The organism is Saccharothrix tamanrassetensis (assembly GCF_014203665.1).
Classification (GTDB): domain Bacteria; phylum Actinomycetota; class Actinomycetes; order Mycobacteriales; family Pseudonocardiaceae; genus Actinosynnema; species Actinosynnema tamanrassetense.
In genome coordinates, this window is record NZ_JACHJN010000002.1 from 181,988 (window position 1) to 198,117 (window position 16,130).

Here is a 16,130-nt window from a genome sequence, read left to right on the forward strand (position 1 = left end):
GGATATGGGAGCCAACCATGGGGCAGCTCGACGGCAGGACCGCGCTGGTCACCGGCGGCAGCCGGGGCATCGGCGCGGCCATCGCCACCCGACTGGCGCACGAGGGCGCGAACGTCGTGATCACCTACGCGCGAGCCGCCGACCGCGCCCGGGCGCTGGTCGACGGGCTGGCCGGCAAGGCGCTGGCCGTCCGGGCGGAGGCGACCGACACCGCCCGGCTCCGACAGGCCGTCACGCGGGCCGTCGACGCGTTCGGCGGGCTCGACATCCTGGTCAACAACGCGGGCATCGCCCCGTACGGGCCGTTCGAGGACGTCACCGAAGCGGACATCGACCGCATCCTGGCCGTGCACGTCCGCGCGGCGTTCGTGCTCGCCCAGGCCGCGTCGCCGCACCTGGGCGAAGGCGGCCGGATCATCACCATCGGCAGCAGCCTCGCCGAACGCGTGCCGTACCCCGGTTGGGCGCTGTACGCGATGAGCAAGTCCGCGCTCGTCGGCCTGACCAAGGGCCTGGCCCGCGACCTCGGCCCGCGCGGCATCACGGTCAACCTCGTCCACCCCGGTTCGACCGACACCGAGATGAACCCGGCCGACGGCCCGGACGCCGACGAGGAACGCCGGTACACCGCGTTGAACCGCTACTGCTCCCCGGAGGACGTGGCCGCGACGGTCGCGCACCTCGCGGGCGAGGGCGGCCGGAACATCACCGGGGCGTCGTTCCTGGTCGACGCCGGGGCCGTGGCGTAGCCGTGGCCTGGCTGCTGCTGCTCGGCGCCGCCCTGCTGGAGGTCGTGTGGGCGACGGCGCTGGAACGCTCGGAAGGCTTCACCCGGCTGTGGCCCGCGCTCGTCGGCATCACGGCCGCCGTGGTCAGCTTCGTCATGCTCACCATGGCGGTGCGGCACCTGCCGCTGGGCACCGCCTACGCGGTGTGGGTCGGGCTCGGCGCGGTCGGCGTGGTGCTGGTCGGAATCGTCGTGCTGGGCGAGAGCGCGTCACCCCTCCGGCTCGCGTGCCTGGCCCTGATCGTCGTCGGCGTCGTCGGCCTGAAGATCGTCTGAACGCCGATCGTCGGCAGTCGCACTGCTCTGAACGAGTGACCGGGGTCCTCGCACCCCGGCGGCGTGCGCGACGGTGGTAGGTGTCCTGGCACCGGCCGCCGCCGCGCACGCGCCGGCCGTCGTAACGGTTCCTCCGCAGCGGGAGATGCATCCGATGATGGCCGACGAGGACTTACCCCTCCTGGACTCGCCCCGTGCCGGCGACAGCACCGCCCGGCACCGGATCTTCCTGCGCGGCAAGGCGAAGCCCCGGCCGCTCTTCCGCAGCCGGGTCGGCACCGCGCAGGACGTGCCCGAGCCGCCCGGGAACCCGGCCCTGGTCCGGGTCGCGGCCGGGGCGGTCGGGCTGGTGGCCGCCGCCGTGATCGCGGTCCTGGCCACCGAGAACGACCGCGCCGACCTCGCCGCCCTGCCGCCACCTCCGACCGGGCTGACCGGAACCCTCGGCGTGCCGCCAGCGCTGCCGCGCACGACGGCCCCCGCCACACCGAGCCCGGCCGCCGCGGTCCCGGCGACTGCGGTCCCGCTCACGACGACCATCACGCCCGGCGTCCCGTCGCGCCGGGAGCAGCTGCGGCGGGAGGCGCTGCCGGTCGTCGTCCCCGCCACCACGGCCACCACCACTGCGGCCACACCGCCGACCACCGCGTCGACCATCCCGTCGCCGGCTTCGCAGACCACTCCGCCACCGCCGGCCACCACGGTCCCGCCCGGCACCGATTCACCACCGCCGTTGTCCGTGAAGTGGGCTTTCGCCCGCGTGGAGCCGGCGGAGTCACCGATCGGCGTGGAAACGGACCTGATCGGAACGTGGCAGTGGGGCACGCCCCGGCCCGTCAGGGTGACCAGGGAGAGCACCGGCGTCTACCGGCTGCGCCTGCCCGGCCTGGCCTCCTCCGAGGTGGTGGCGCACACGAACGTCACGCACTACCCAGAGGCCCACCCGGTCGGCTGCGTGGTGCGCGACAACCGGGCCGTCGGCGCGGACCAGGTGGTCGTGGTGGCCTGTGCCAACGGCGGCACACCGATCAACACCCGGTTCAACCTCCTGCTCGCCGAACCGGGCCAACGGAGCGCGGTGATCCCGCCGGACGCGCCCGTGCGGCGGCTCGGCGTGGGCCTGTACGAGGTGGACATCCGCGGCTTCACCGGAAACGGGTACGTGCAGGTCACCCCGTACGGCACGGACTTCGCGCGCTGCCAGTCCGGCGGCATTCGCGGCACGACGATCCGCGTCCGGTGCACCACGGACACGAAGTGGGCGGCCACCTACGTCGAGGGCGCACCGCCGGCGGGGTCGATCGGCGCGTACGCCCAGACCACCGGCACCGCACCGGACCTGCGGATAGACCCGGCGCGGTCGTACAACAGCACGGGCGGCGCGTTCGACCTGCACCGCTTGGGCGTGGGCCGCTACCGGGTGCTGGCGAAGGGCGTCGGCACGTCGGGCGGCACGGTGCTGTCCGGCGCCACCGCGACCGGCCACTGCCACACGTCCACCTGGGAAGCGTTCCCGCACCCGGTCAACGAGGTGTGGGCAGACGTTCTGTGCCTCGACGATTCCGGGCAGCCCGCCGACCTCCAGTTCGGCGTCGCCGCCCTCCGCAAGCCGCTCGACCCCGGCGAACGGCTCGGCCCGCTCCAGGCCGTCGACCCGGGCCGGCCCGCGCCGGCTGGGGCTACGCCCGGGTCGACCACCACGGCTACGCGGCCGGTGTGCCCGTGCGGCTGAACCCGGACCACCAGTGGTCCAGGTGGGGTGGCTACCTGCCCGGCGACGACCACCGGTGGGCGCGCAAGGCGAGCAGCAACGGTGGGACGCCGGTCGTCACGCGTACCGCGCCCGGCCGGTACGTGGTGGACTACTCGACGCTCGGCGACCTGGCCGGGCAGCCGGCGGACGCCGACTTCGGCCTCGCCCACCCGCGCGCGGCGGACCGCTGACCTACCGAGGCGATGTCGTCGGAGGAGCTGTCGTGCCGCGGACGACCAGTGACGGGTGCAGCAGGTGGCGGACCGGCTCGGCGCGTTCCCCGCGCACGCGTTGCAGCAGTGCTTCGGCGGCCAGCCGGCCGAACTCGTTGCGCGGCTGGTCGACGGTGGTCAGCGAGACGTGCCGAAGTGCCGCGAGTGACGTGTTGTCGTACCCCACGACGGAGATGTCCTGCGGCACGCGGTAGCCGGCGTCTTCGAGCGCGGAGATCGCCCCGACCGCGTTGAAGTCGTTGCAGGACACGATCGCGGTCGGCATCCCGCTGCGGCCCAGCAGTTCCCGGACGGCCTTGGCCCCCGCCGCATCGGTGTACTCGCTGCTCATCACCCGCGGTTCCAGACCGTGCGCGGCCATCGCGGTGAGGTAGCCGCGCCGCCGGGGTGCGGCCTGCGTGCCCTCGCCACCGTCCAGGTGGGCGATCCTCCGGTGCCCCAGCGAAACCAGGTGGTCGACCGCCAGCCCGATGCCGCGTCCTCCGTCGTCGTTCACCGTGTCCACAGTGGACAGCCGGGACGACCGGGCCACCAGCACCACCGAGGTCTGGTCGGCGGCCGACTTGATCGCGGCCGACGGCACGACCGGTGACAGCAACGCCAAGCCCGCCGGGCGGAACGACAGCAGGCTCTCCAGCGCCTTGCGCTCCCGTGCCGGGCTGCGGCCCCCGGTGTTGATGATCAGTTCGAAGCCCTGTTCGCGGGCCACCGCGTCCAGGCCGTCCACGACCTCCGCGAAGAACGCGTTGTGCAGGTCGGACACCATCACGCCGAGCACGTGCGACGTGCGGCTGGCCAGCGAGCGGGCCATCGCGTGCGGCGAGTACCCCAGTTCCCCGGCGGCCTCCAGCACGGCGGCGCGCCGCTGGTCGCTCACCTTCGGTGACCCCCGCATCACCAGGGAGACCAGCGCGCGGGACACCCCGGCCCGCGCGGCGACGTCCTCCATCGTCGGCCTGGCCACCGGGCCTCCCCTGCGCAACGGTCGTGGGTCGGGAGCGCGCCCTTGACTCCGGTGTGACGGACGCTACAGCATTGGAGCGCTCCAACAATAGTGCGCTCTACCGCCAGACCTACTCCTACCAGGACGGGGGCTCTCCGGATGCGGATCGGAGTTGCCGGAGTCGGCCGGATCGGCACCATGCACGCGACCAACCTGGCGTCCCTGGACCGGGTGGACGAGGTGCTGCTGTTCGACCCGGTGCCCGGCCGCGCGGCGCGGGCGTCGGCCGGGCTACCGGGCACCAGGAGCGTGGACGACCTCACCGAGTTGCTCACCGCGAGTGACGGCGTGCTGCTGGCCACGCCCACCGCCACGCACCCCGCGCTGCTGCGCGAGGCGATCGCGGCGGGCGTGCCGACGCTGTGCGAGAAGCCCGTCGCGAGCGACCTGGACGAGATGCGGGCGCTGGTGGCGGAGGTGGAGAGGTCCGGCGTGGAGGTGCTGGTCGGCTTCCAGCGCCGGTTCGACCCGGCGGTGTCCGAGCTGCACCGCCGGGTGCGCGCGGGCGAGGTCGGCGACATCTACCTGGTGCGCGCGCTCGGCAACGACGCGCAGCCGCCCGACTTCTCCTACCTGCCGCACTCCGGCGGCATCTTCCGCGACCTGCTCATCCACGACCTGGACGCGGTGCCGTGGCTGGTCGGCGAACCCGTGGTGGAGGTCTACGCGTCCGGGTCGGTGCTGGTGCACCAGGCGTTCGCGGATGCCGACGACGTGGACAACGCCGTGGTGCTGCTGAGGTTCGCGGGTGGCGCGCACGCGACCCTGGCCGGCGGCCGGCACGACCCGTTGGGCTACGACCACCGCATCGAGGTGCTGGGCAGCAAGGACTCGCTCACCGTGGGCCTGGACCCGCGCACGCCGTTGACGTCCCTGGAGCCCGACGGTCCGCGGGTCGGCGACGCCTACCCGGGCTTCCCGGAACGCTTCCACCGCGCCTACCTCAACGAGATGGCCGTGTTCGTCGACGTGGTGGCCGGCGGGGTGGCGAACCCGTCGCCCGCGCGGGAGAGTCTGGTCAGCCTCCGGCTCGCCGAGGCCTGCGAGCGGTCCCGGCGTTCCGGCGCCCCCGTCCGCATCCTGGAGGTGACCGCGTGAAGATCGCCGGAGCGCCCATCTCGTGGGGTGTCTGCGAGGTCCCGGGCTGGGGCGCGGTGCCGGCCCCGGAGACCGTGCTGGCCGGGATGGCGTCGCTCGGCCTGACCGCCACCGAACTCGGCCCGCCCGACTACCTGCCCGCCGATCCGGCCGAGCTGGCGAAGCTGCTGGACGAGCACGGCCTGTCCCTGGTCGGCGGCTTCCTGGCGGTCGTCCTGCACGAGGGTCGCCGGTCCGCTGTGGACGAGGCCGACCGGGTGGCCGGGTTGTTGGCCGCGGCAGGGGCGGACGTGCTGGTGCTGGCCGCCGCGACCGGGCTGGACGGCTACGACGACCGGCCCGCCCTCACCGACGAGCGGTGGCGGACGTTGGTCGACACCGCCGCCCGGATCCGCGACACCGCCGCGCGCCACGGCCTGCGCACCGTGCTGCACCCCCACGTGGGCACGCACGTCGAGCGCACCGCCGAGGTGGAGCGCTTCCTCGCGGACTCCGACCTCCCGCTCTGCCTGGACACCGGCCACCTGCTGATCGGCGGCACGGACCCGGTGGAACTCGCCCGCCGCTTCCCCGAGCGGATCGGGCACGTGCACCTGAAGGACGTGCGGGCCGACATCGCGGCCACCGTGCGCAACGGGGACATCGGCTACACGGCCGCCGTGCGGCAGCGCATGTACGTGCCGCTGGGCGACGGCGACGTGGACGTGCGGGCGCTGGTGGAAATCCTGCGGGACAACGGCTACACCGGATGGTTCGTCCTGGAGCAGGACACCGCCCTGGGTGACGGCCTCCCGGTCGACACACCAGTGCGGGACACCGCGCGCAGCCTCGCGCACCTCACCCAGTTCACCGGCTAGTCCAACCCCCGGCGAGGAGAGACGATGACGTCCGTCCGCTCCAAGAAAGTGCGTGTGGGCCTCGCGGTCGCGGCGGTCGCGGCGGTGGCCGCGTGCAGTGGTCCCGGTGCGACCGACCAGACCCCGAACACCGGCACCGCGGCCGTGCGGCCCACCGGTGACCTGCGGGTCGCGGTGATCTCGCACGGCACCGCCGGCGACGCGTTCTGGAACGTGGTGAAGAACGGCGCCACCGACGCGGGCAGGCAGCTCGGCGTCACGGTGGACTACAACTCCGACGGCGACCCCGGCCGGCAGGCCACGCTGATCGACAACGCGGTGTCGCAGAAGGTCGGCGGCCTGGTGGTGTCGATGGCCAACCCGGACGCGCTGAAGACGTCCGTCGAGAAGGCGGTCGCGGCCGGGATCCCGGTCGTCACCATCAACTCCGGCGGCGACCGCAGCGCGTCGTTCGGCGCCTTGGCGCACGTCGGCCAGGAGGAGGGGGTCGCGGGCGAGGAGGCGGGCCGGAAGCTCAAGGCGGCCGGGAAGACCAAGCTGCTGTGCGTGATCCACGAGGCGGGCAACGTCGGCCTCAGCCGGCGGTGCGACGGTGCGAAGGTCGGGTTCGGCGGCACGGTGACCAACCTCCAGGTCGACATCAACAACCCGACCGACGTGGAAGCCCGCATCAAGGGCGCGTTGCAGACCGACTCGTCGGTGGACGCGGTGCTCGCGCTCAACCCGCAGGTCGCGGTCAGCTCGGTGAACGCGGTCAAGGGCGCGTCGGCGAAGGCGTCGGTGGCTGCGTTCGACCTCAACGCGGACGTGACGGACGCGATCAAGGCCGGTGACGTGCTGTTCGCCGTGGACCAGCAGCAGTACGAGCAGGGGTACCTGCCGGTGGTGATGCTCAAGCTGTACCGCGACAACGCGAACACCGTCGGTGGCGGCAAGCCGGTGCTCACCGGGCCCGGATTCGTCGACAAGTCCAATGTGGACAAGGTGGCCGAGTACGCCGAGCGTGGTACCAGGTGATGGCCGTGGCCGGGGCGGATCCGGACGAACGGGTCGGTGCGCCCAGGTGGTCGGACCGGCTGGTGGTCCGCCCGGAGATCGGCAGCCTGCTCGGCGCGCTGCTGGTGTTCGTGTTCTTCTCGGTGGTGACCGAGCAGTTCCTGAGCGTCGGCGGGGTGGCGACCTGGCTGGACGACGCGTCCACGCTGGGCATCGTGGCGGTGGCGGTGGCGCTGCTCATGATCGGTGGCGAGTTCGACCTGTCCGCCGGCGTGCTGACCGCGTCCACCGCGCTGGTCACGGCCATCCTCGCCACCCGGCTCGGCTGGAACGTCTGGCTCGCGCTGGCCGTCTCGCTGGCGTTCGCGCTGGCCGTGGGGGCGCTGAACGGCTGGCTGGTGGTGCGGACCGGACTGCCCAGCTTCATCGTCACCCTCGGCACGTTCCTCGCCCTGCAGGGCTTGAACCTCGGCATCACGCGGCTGGTCACCGGCACCGTCCAGGTGTCCGGGATGCGGTCGACGGCCGGGTACGAGTCGGCGGGTTTCCTGTTCGCCTCGACGTTCTCGCTCGGCGGCACGTCGTTCTACGTGTCGATCGTCTGGTGGGTGCTGTTCACCGCGGTGGCGTCGACCCTGTTAATGCGCACCAGGTTCGGCAACTGGATCTTCGCGGTCGGCGGTGCGGCGGCCACGTCGCGCGCGGTCGGTGTGCCGGTGGTGCGCACGAAGGTGCTGCTGTTCATGACGACGGCGGGCGCGGCCTGGCTGGTCGGGTCGATCAACATCCTGCGGTTCACCAGCGTCCAGGCCAACCAGGGCATCGGGTTGGAGTTCCAGTTCATCATCGCGGCCGTGATCGGCGGCTGCCTGCTCACCGGCGGGTTCGGGTCGGCGGTGGGTGCGGCGATCGGCGCGCTGATCTTCGGCATGGCGCGGCAGGGCATCGTCTACGCGAACTGGGACAGCGACTGGTTCCAGCTGTTCCTCGGCGTGATGCTGCTGGCCGCCGTGCTGGTCAACAACGCCTTGCGGCGCAGGGCGGAAAGGGTGCGGCGATGACTTCCCCGGAGGGCGCTCGGACCCTGCTCGAAGTCAAGGACATCGGCAAGACCTACGGCAGCGTCATCGCCTTGCGGGACGTGTCGACCGTGGTCCGCGCGGGTGAGGTCACCTGCGTGCTGGGTGACAACGGGGCGGGCAAGTCGACGCTGATCAAGATCCTGGCGGGTGTGCACCAGCACGACCGCGGCTCGTTGCTGTCGGAGGGCCGGGAGATCCGGTTCTCCTCGCCGCGCGAGGCGTTGGACCACGGCATCGCGACCGTGTACCAGGACCTGGCCGTGGTGCCGCTGATGAGCGTGTGGCGCAACTTCTTCCTCGGTTCCGAGCCGACCGTCGGCTTCGGGCCGTTCCGGTTCCTGGACCGCCGCAAGGGCCGCTCGGTGACGCGGGAGGCGTTGGCGGGGATGGGCATCGACCTGCGGGACGTGGAGCAGCCGGTGGGCACGCTGTCCGGTGGTGAGCGGCAGTGCGTGGCGATCGCGCGGGCCGTGCACTTCGGGGCGAAGGTGCTGATCCTGGACGAGCCGACCGCCGCGCTGGGCGTGAAGCAGGCCGGGGTGGTGCTCAAGTACGTGGCGCGGGCCCGGGACCGCGGGCTCGGCGTCGTGCTGATCACCCACAACCCGCACCACGCCTACCCGGTGGGCGACCGGTTCCTGCTGCTCAAGCGGGGACGGGCGCTGGGCTGCCACCGGAAGGCGGACATCAGCCTGGCCGAGCTGACCCGGCAGATGGCGGGCGGCGCGGAGCTGGAGGCGCCGGCGCACGAGCTGCGGGGCGACGCCGGATGACCGAGCTGGACGTGCTCACCGTCGGGCGGGTCGGGGTGGACCTGTACCCCGAGCAGAGCGGCGTGCCGCTGGCGCAGGTGCGCACGTTCGCCAAGTCGCTGGGCGGGACGGCGACCAACGTCGCGGTCGCGGCGGCACGGCTGGGGCGGCGGTCGGCCGTGCTGACCAAGGTCGGGCCGGACGGGTTCGGGCCGTACGTCCGGTCCGCGCTCGCTTCGTTCGGCGTGTCACCGGAGTTCGTCGGCACCGCGGAGGGTTTGCGGACGCCCGTGGTGTTCTGCGCCTTGGACCCGCCCGAGGACCCGCCCCTGCTGTTCTACCGAGCACCCATCGCGCCCGACTTGACGCTGGACGAGTCCGATGTGCCGTGGGACTTGGTGGCGGACGTGCCGCTGCTGTGGGTCACCGGGACCGGCGTGTGCGCCGAACCCGCCCGCGCGACGCAGCGCGAACTGCTGGCGCACCGCGGACGGCGGACGCACACGGTGCTGGACTTGGACTACCGCCCGATGTTCTGGTCCGATGTGGACAGTGCGCGTCGTGAGATCGGTCGGCTGCTCGACCACGTGACGGTCGCGGTGGGCAACCGCACCGAGGTGGAGATCGCCGTAGGCACCGCCGATCCGGACGAGGCCGCGCGCCGGCTGCTCGCTCGCGGCGTGGCGTTGGCGCTGGTCAAGAAGGGTCCGGAGGGCGTGCTGGTGGCGACACCGGAGGGCTCGTGGACCGTGCCGCCGCACCCGGTGGAGGTGGTGTGCGGACTCGGCGCGGGCGATGCGTTCGGTGGAGCCCTGGCGCACGGGCTGCTCGCGGGCTGGGATCCGGTGCGGATCGCCCGGTACGCCAACGTCGCCGGTGCCCTGGTCGCCTCCCGCCTGGCCTGCGCGGACGCCATGCCCACCCCGGACGAGATCGAGGCCCTGCTGTGAGGACGCGGGGGTTGCCGACCCGGCGGTTCGGCAATCCGGCGGTGGTGCGGCGATGGAGCGACACGACGATCAGGACGGGCGGGTTCTCGTGATCAGCGATGAGCAGTGGTGGGGACTGTTGAACACGAGGGCGAGCGATCCCGGCGCGGTGCGCCGGGCCTACCTCGCCCGGCGCCGGCGGGAGCGGCTGCTGTCCGACCAGGGCACGTTGTTCCTGGTCGCCGCCGACCACCCGGCGCGCGGTGCGATCGGGGTGAGCGGCGACCCGCTCGCGATGGCCGACCGGCGCTCGCTGCTGGACCGGCTGCTCACCGCGTTGGCCGACCCGGCGGTGGACGGGGTGCTCGGCACACCGGACGTGATCGAGGAACTGCTGCTGCTCGACGGACTGCACGACCGGGTCGTCATCGGCTCGATGAACCGGGGCGGCCTGGCGGGCGCGGACTGGGAGATCGACGACCGGTTCACCGCCTACGACCCGACCGCCATCGCGGGCAACGGCCTGGACGGCGGGAAGATGCTGCTGCGCCTGGTCGACTCGGACGCGGGCACCATCCCGACCCTGGAGAGCTGCGCCGCCGCCGTGTCCGCGCTGGCCGAGCGCGGCCTGATGGCGATGGTCGAACCGCTGCCCTACGAACGCGACGCCGCCGGCGACCTGGTGCCGCGCAGGGACGCCACCGCGTTGGCCCGTGCGGGAAGCGTGGCCGCCGGGCTGGGCGTGACCTCCGCGTACACGTGGCTCAAGCTGCCCGCGGCGCCGGACGAGGTGCTGGACGCGACCACGTTGCCCGCCCTGGTGCTCGGTGGCGTGCCGTCGGACCGGCCCGAGGACGATATGGCGTCTTGGGGGCGTTCGTTGCGGCACCCGACCGTGCGCGGACTGGTGGTCGGCCGCGCCCTGCTCTACCCGCCGGACGGTGACGTGGCCAAGGCCGTCGAAGCCGCCGCCGAGGTCCTGCGCACCGCGAGGGGGACGAGCGCGTGACGAACCTGCACCGGCCGCTCGGCACGTTGTCCGACGGCGAGAACGCGGTCGAACTGATGCCGTCCGACGCGGGCTGGGAGCACACCGGGCTGCGTGTCCTGCTCCTGCACCCCGGACAGTCGCGGACCATCGAGACGGGCGGGTTCGAAGCGTTCGTGCTGCCGCTGTCCGGTGGGTGCGCGGTCGAGGTGGACGGCGAGCGGTTCACGTTGGAGGGGCGCGACTCGGTGTTCACCCGCGTCACCGACTTCGCGTACGTGCCGAGGGACGCGGTCGTCACACTGTCCACAAAGGATGGTGTCGAGGTGGCGCTGCCGATGGCCCGCTGCGCCGACCGGCTCGCCCCGAGGTACGGCCCCGCGCCGGACGTGCCGGTCGAGGTGCGTGGAGCGGGCAGTGCGACCAGGCAGGTCACCAACTTCGGCGTGCCGGGAGTGTGGGACCACGCGGACAAGCTCATCGCGTGCGAGCTGATCACCCCGGACGGCAACTGGTCGTCCTACCCGCCGCACAAGCACGACGACACCTGCCGGGTGGTGAACGAGGAGGTCTACTACTTCCGGATCGCCGGTCGCGACGGCGTCACCCCGTCCCGCGAAGGCTTCGGCTTCCACCGCACCTACACCGACGACGGGACGATCGACGAGGACGTGGTCGTCCGCGACGGCGATGTCTTCCTCATCCCACGCGGATATCACGGTCCGTGCGTAGCCGCTCCCGGCTACCCGATGTACTACCTGAACGTCCTGGCCGGTCCCGGTGCGGAGCGGTCGATGGCGTTCTGCGACGACCCGGCGCACACCTGGGTCCGGGACGGCTGGACGGCACAGGAACCCGACCCGCGCTGTCCGGTGACGACCGCCGGAGGACGGGCGCGATGAGGCTGACCACGGCGCAGGCGCTGGTCCGCTGGCTGCTCGCGCAGCGCGCCGAACTCCCGGACGGCCGCGAAGGTCCCCTGTTCCCGGGGGTTTTCGCGATCTTCGGGCACGGCAACGTGCTGGGGCTCGGCAACGCCCTGGAAGAGGTGCGGGCCGACTTGCCGGTGTGGCGCGGGCACAATGAGCAGGGCATGGCGCTCGCGGCGGTCGGCATCGGCAAGGCCACCCACCGCCGACAGGTGGGCGTCGCGACCTCGTCCATCGGTCCCGGCGCGCTGAACATGGTGACCGCCGCCGGGGTGGCGCACGCGAACCGCCTGCCGCTGCTGTTGCTGCCCGGCGACACGTTCGTCGGTCGTGCGCCGGACCCGGTGCTGCAACAGGTCGAGCACTTCGGCGACCCGTCCACGACCGCCAACGACGCGTTCCGCGCGGTGAGCCGGTACTTCGACCGGATCACCAGGCCCGAGCAGCTGATGGCGACCCTGCCGCAGGTCGCGAGGGTCCTCACCGACCCGGCCGACTGCGGGCCGGTGGTGCTGGCGCTGCCGCAGGACGTGCAGGCCGAGTCGTACGACTACCCGGACGCCCTGTTCGCCCCCGTCCTGCACCGCCCGCCGCGGCTGCGCCCCGACGTCCGCTCGCTCGGCGCCGCCGCCGACGTCGTGCGCGCGTCGCGGAGGCCGTTGCTGGTGCTGGGCGGCGGCGTGCGGTACTCCGGCGCGGCCGGTCGGGCGCTGCGGTTCGCCGAACAGCACGGCATCCCGGTCGTGGAGACCACCGCCGGGCGCACCCTCGTGCCCCATGACCACCCGCTGCACGCCGGACCGCTCGGCGTCACCGGTTCCGCGTCGGCGAACGTGCTGGCGGCGGAAGCCGACGTCGTGCTGGCGGTCGGGACCAGGTTGCAGGACTTCACCACGGCGTCGTGGACGGTCTTCCGGCGCGATGTCCGGTTGGTGTCGGTGAACGCGGCCCGGTTCGACGCCGTGAAGCACGGGGCGCTGTCCGTGGTGGGCGACGCCGACGAGGCGTTGCGCGAGCTGGCCGACCCGCTGGGCGGGTGGCGGACCGACCCGGCGTGGTCCGCGCGGGCGCGGGCGGAGCGGGAACGCTGGGACGCGCACATCTCCGGCCTGCGCGCCGCCACGTCCGACCTGCCGACCTACGCGCAGGTGGTGGGCGTGGTCAACGAGGCCAGCGGGCCCGAGGACTACGTGATGACCGCGTCCGGAGGGTTGCCCGGCGAGTTGATCGGCGGCTGGCGTGCGGTCGGCGAGTCCACCATGGACGTCGAGTACGGCTTCTCGTGCATGGGGTACGAGCTGGCGGGGGCCTGGGGAGCGGCGATCGCCCGCCCCGAGGGCGTGGTGACGACCCTGCTCGGCGACGGTTCCTACCTGATGTCGAACTCGGAGCTGTTCTCGGCGGCGTTCGCCGGACACGGCTTCGTCGCGGTGGTCTGCGACAACGACGGCTACGCGGTCATCCACCGACTCCAGACCGGCCAAGGCGGTGTGGGCTTCAACAATCTGTACGAAGACTGTCTTACCGCACACGACCGGCCGCCCCGGACCGACTTCGCCGGCCACGCGGCCTCGTTGGGCTGTGCGGTCTTCCCGGCGGACAGCCTGACCGACCTGTCCGACGCCTACCACCGGGCGCGTGAGGCCGCGAAGTCCGAACGCCGCCCGGCCGTCGTGGTGGTCCGCACGCATCCGTCGTCGTGGACCGAAGCCGGCGCGTGGTGGGAGGTGGGCGTCCCGGAGGTCTCCCACCGCCCCGCGATAGCGACCGCCCACGCCGAGGTCCAGGCGGGCAGGCGACGCCAGGTCCGCTACCTCTGACGCCGTACGTCGGCGAGCCACCGCTCCAGCTGGCCCGCGGAGGTCACGTCACCCAACCCGAGGAACTTCTCCCGCGCCTCGGTCCAGTACGCGCACGCCTGATCGGTCAGCCGGACCCGGTCGTACAGGATGCCCAGGTTGAGCAGCACCCTGGCGGTGGCCTGCTCGTCACCCGAGTCGCGGAAGATCTCCAACGCGCGCAGTGAGAACTGCCGCGCCTCGGCCAGGTCGCCGAGGTGCAGCCGGAGCACCCCGAGGTTGGCGATCACCCTGGCCTCGTCGTGGTGCAGGCCCAAGGCGCGGAACTGCCACAGCGCGGCGCGGAAGTTCGCCCCCGCCGCCTCGTGCTCGAGCCGACGGCAGTTCAACTCGCCGAGGCGGTTGAGCACCGTCGCCATCCAGTACCGGTCGTCCGACTCTCGGAACGCGTGCAGCGCTTCCCGGTAGAGGTCCGCCGCCCGGGAGAAGTCGTGCCCGCCGACCGCGCAGTCCGCGAGGTTGGTGACCGCTACCGCCACACCGCGCCGGTAGCCGGCCCCGCGGTGGATGGCGAGCGCGCGTTCGGCGTGCTCGCTGGCGTCGTCGGGGCGGCGCAGGTCCAGCGCGAGCATCGCCAGCCAGTTGGACAGCTCGCCCTCGTCCTGCCGCTGACCCAGCCGCCGCGCCGCGTCCAGGGCACGTCGGCACACCCGCTCGCCGTCACCCCAGTGGTTGCGGAATCCGAAGAACCCGCGCAGCGCGAGAGCCAGGTCCACCACGAGCGCGTCGTTGGCGAGGTCGGCGGCGGCGACCAGGTTCGGGCGCTCCTGTTCGAGCTGCGCCGACCAGGGCTGCTCGTCGCGGGCCAGCCGCAGGTAGTGGTCCAGCAGGCGGTCCAGGGCGGCCCGGTCGGGCTCCTCGCGCAGCCGGCACTCGGCGGCGTAGATCCGCAGCAGGTCGTGGAACCTCACCCGGCCGGCGCCGGCGGACTCCACCATGTGCGCCCGGCGCAGCGTGGTGAGCAGGCGCTTCGCCCGGGACGGCGGCAGGTCGGCGAGCGCAGCCGCCGCCGCGACACCGACGTGCGGACCGGGGTTGAGCGAGAGCAGCCGGAACATCCGCCGGGCCGGTTCCGGCATCCGCCGGTAGGACAGGTCGAACGCGGCCCGCACCGCGTAGTCGCCGGCGTAGTCGAGTTCGTCCAGCCGGTTCGTCGCGTCGCCGAGCAGGTCGACCAGCCCGGCCACCGACAGGTCGGCGTCCTCCGCGAGCAGCGCGGCGGCGATGCCGAGGGCGAGCGGCAGCCGGCCGCAGAGGTCGGCGAGCTCGGTCAGCGGCCCGTCGACCGGGCGGTGCGGGTTGCGGGCGCGGACGGCGTTGACGACCAGGGCTTCGGCCTCGTCGGGCGGCAGGACGTCGAGCGGGACCTGGCGGGCGTTCAGCTCGCCGAGCAGCTCGCGGCTGGTGATCAGCACGCGGTGCGCACCGTTGCCGGGCAGCAGGGGGCGGACCTGGTCGGCGGTGGCGGCGTTGTCGAGCAGCACCAGCAGCGGGTCGGGCCGGGTGGCCAGGACCGAGCGGTAGAGGTTGGTGCGGCCCGCGACGTCGGGCGGGATGTGCTCGGCGGGCACCCCGAGGGCGTGCAGGAACACGGCGAGCGCCTCGGCGGGCCGGACCGGATCGGCGGAGTACCCCCGCAGGTCTGTGAACAGCACCCCGCCGGGAAACCGGTGCGCCGCCCGCACCGCCAACGTCGTCTTGCCCACCCCGGCCAACCCGGCCACCGCCGACACCAGCACCGGCCGGCTGTCCGCGCCGGCGATGTCCGAGCCGGCCGTGCCTGCCCCGACCGTGCCTGGGTTGGCGGTACCGGTGCCGGCCGTGTCTGCGCCGCTGGTGCCCGGGTTGGCTGCGCCCGCGCCGATGGCTCCCAGGTTGGCCGTGCCCGCGTCGCTGGTGCCCGGGTCGGCCGTGCCCGCACCGGCCGATGGGTCGGCGGAGCGCCGGGTCGCGGGCGGGGCGTCGTCGGGTGGCTGCCCGGCGTCTCGCCCGCCCGGGGCGAGCAGGGCTTCCAGGCGCGCCAGATCACCGGCGCGGCCGGTGAACGTGCCGTCGAGCGGCGGCAGGCCTGCCAGTGCGGTGGGCGCCGGTCTGGTCAGGTGGACGTCCCGTGCCTGGATCACGGGACCGTGGACGTCGCCGCCGACGGTGTTGCGGTGGGTGTTCCAGGTCCCGTGGCCTGCTGGGATCACCGCAAGGTGATGTCCTGGCCGGCCTGGTGGATCGAGTACGCCGCGACGTGCTGCACCACGCCGCCCTCGCCCGCCACCCTGGGCAGGGCCGGGCTCACCGCGTTCAGCACCTCGCGCAGCGACGCCGCCGCCTCGGGCTGCTGCCACAGCATGGTGTGGATCGAGCCGCGCCACTCCGTGGTGAACTCGGCGCGCGCCTGTTCCAGCCGCACCGGGGGTGCGGCCACGACTCGGCTGCGCGCGTCGTCCAGTCGCGCGCTGACCAGGTCGAACAGCGTCGGTGCGAGCACGCCCGCCACCCCGGCCCGCAGGTCCGCCCACAGCTCCGTGTCGACCGCCTTGGCCAACGCGCTCGCGACGGCGCCGGCGAGCATCCGGAGCGGTTCCTCGCGCACC

Annotated in this window: 16 protein-coding genes; 13 read left to right on the forward strand and 3 right to left on the reverse strand. The window is 73.2% G+C overall.

Annotation, left to right across the window (positions count from 1 at the left end):
• Positions 1 to 17: 17 nt before the first annotated feature.
• The 4 genes from FHS29_RS05680 (at position 18) to FHS29_RS05695 (ending at position 3,007) form a co-directional block, all read left to right on the forward strand.
• Positions 18 to 749: an SDR family NAD(P)-dependent oxidoreductase gene (locus FHS29_RS05680; RefSeq protein WP_184688972.1), complete on the forward strand. Its 732-nt coding sequence runs from the start codon at positions 18 to 20 to the stop codon at positions 747 to 749.
• A 2-nt stretch (positions 750 to 751) separates the two neighbouring features.
• A complete protein-coding gene (locus FHS29_RS05685) occupies positions 752 to 1,063 on the forward strand; it encodes a DMT family transporter (protein ID WP_184688973.1) in 312 nt (103 codons plus the stop codon).
• A gap of 154 nt (positions 1,064 to 1,217) precedes the next feature.
• Complete coding sequence (locus FHS29_RS05690) at positions 1,218 to 2,795, forward strand: hypothetical protein (protein WP_184688975.1); 1,578 nt, start codon at positions 1,218 to 1,220, stop codon at positions 2,793 to 2,795.
• A complete protein-coding gene (locus tag FHS29_RS05695) occupies positions 2,780 to 3,007 on the forward strand; it encodes a hypothetical protein (protein ID WP_184688976.1) in 228 nt (75 codons plus the stop codon). The genes FHS29_RS05690 and FHS29_RS05695 overlap by 16 nt, the downstream gene beginning before the upstream one ends.
• A gap of 1 nt (position 3,008) precedes the next feature.
• On the opposite strand, the gene FHS29_RS05700 is transcribed toward FHS29_RS05695, so the two are convergent.
• Entirely contained in the window at positions 3,009 to 4,013 is a 1,005-nt protein-coding gene (locus FHS29_RS05700; RefSeq protein ID WP_184688978.1) for a LacI family DNA-binding transcriptional regulator, read from the reverse strand.
• A 138-nt stretch (positions 4,014 to 4,151) separates the two neighbouring features.
• Between FHS29_RS05700 and FHS29_RS05705 the strand changes: the two genes are divergently transcribed.
• The 9 genes from FHS29_RS05705 to iolD are packed head-to-tail and all read left to right on the forward strand — an operon-like array spanning position 4,152 to position 13,503.
• Positions 4,152 to 5,150 (forward strand): Gfo/Idh/MocA family protein, encoded by a 999-nt coding sequence (locus FHS29_RS05705; protein WP_184688980.1) that lies wholly within the window; start codon positions 4,152 to 4,154, stop codon positions 5,148 to 5,150.
• The gene (locus tag FHS29_RS05710) at positions 5,147 to 6,007 is read left to right on the forward strand and encodes a TIM barrel protein (RefSeq protein ID WP_446689060.1); all 861 of its coding nucleotides are present in this window, start codon (positions 5,147 to 5,149) and stop codon (positions 6,005 to 6,007) included. The genes FHS29_RS05705 and FHS29_RS05710 overlap by 4 nt, the downstream gene beginning before the upstream one ends.
• A 24-nt stretch (positions 6,008 to 6,031) precedes the next feature.
• Positions 6,032 to 7,024 carry a sugar ABC transporter substrate-binding protein gene (locus FHS29_RS05715; RefSeq protein ID WP_184688982.1) on the forward strand — a complete coding sequence of 331 codons (993 nt, stop codon included), beginning with the start codon at positions 6,032 to 6,034 and terminating at the stop codon, positions 7,022 to 7,024.
• On the forward strand, positions 7,024 to 8,064 hold the full coding sequence (locus FHS29_RS05720; RefSeq protein ID WP_184688983.1) for an ABC transporter permease: 1,041 nt from the start codon (positions 7,024 to 7,026) through the stop codon (positions 8,062 to 8,064). Before FHS29_RS05715 ends, FHS29_RS05720 begins: the two co-directional genes overlap by 1 nt.
• Positions 8,061 to 8,858: an ATP-binding cassette domain-containing protein gene (locus FHS29_RS05725; protein ID WP_184688985.1), complete on the forward strand. Its 798-nt coding sequence runs from the start codon at positions 8,061 to 8,063 to the stop codon at positions 8,856 to 8,858. Before FHS29_RS05720 ends, FHS29_RS05725 begins: the two co-directional genes overlap by 4 nt.
• Entirely contained in the window at positions 8,855 to 9,787 is a 933-nt protein-coding gene (gene iolC, locus FHS29_RS05730) for a 5-dehydro-2-deoxygluconokinase (protein ID WP_184688986.1), read from the forward strand. Before FHS29_RS05725 ends, iolC begins: the two co-directional genes overlap by 4 nt.
• Positions 9,788 to 9,839: 52 nt before the next feature.
• Positions 9,840 to 10,775, forward strand: coding sequence for a Cgl0159 family (beta/alpha)8-fold protein (locus FHS29_RS05735; RefSeq protein ID WP_184688988.1), 936 nt, complete (start codon positions 9,840 to 9,842; stop codon positions 10,773 to 10,775).
• On the forward strand, positions 10,772 to 11,656 hold the full coding sequence (gene iolB, locus FHS29_RS05740; protein ID WP_184688990.1) for a 5-deoxy-glucuronate isomerase: 885 nt from the start codon (positions 10,772 to 10,774) through the stop codon (positions 11,654 to 11,656). Before FHS29_RS05735 ends, iolB begins: the two co-directional genes overlap by 4 nt.
• Positions 11,653 to 13,503: a 3D-(3,5/4)-trihydroxycyclohexane-1,2-dione acylhydrolase (decyclizing) gene (gene iolD, locus FHS29_RS05745; protein ID WP_184688991.1), complete on the forward strand. Its 1,851-nt coding sequence runs from the start codon at positions 11,653 to 11,655 to the stop codon at positions 13,501 to 13,503. The genes iolB and iolD overlap by 4 nt, the downstream gene beginning before the upstream one ends.
• On the opposite strand, the gene FHS29_RS38065 is transcribed toward iolD, so the two are convergent.
• Together FHS29_RS38065 and FHS29_RS05755 are read right to left on the reverse strand one after the other, a co-directional pair.
• Entirely contained in the window at positions 13,494 to 15,734 is a 2,241-nt protein-coding gene (locus FHS29_RS38065; RefSeq protein ID WP_184688993.1) for a tetratricopeptide repeat protein, read from the reverse strand. The two genes, iolD and FHS29_RS38065, sit on opposite strands and share 10 nt — an antisense overlap.
• Positions 15,731 to 16,129: a hypothetical protein gene (locus FHS29_RS05755; RefSeq protein ID WP_184688995.1), complete on the reverse strand. Its 399-nt coding sequence runs from the start codon at positions 16,127 to 16,129 to the stop codon at positions 15,731 to 15,733. Before FHS29_RS05755 ends, FHS29_RS38065 begins: the two co-directional genes overlap by 4 nt.
• Between the last annotated feature and the right edge of the window lies 1 nt (position 16,130).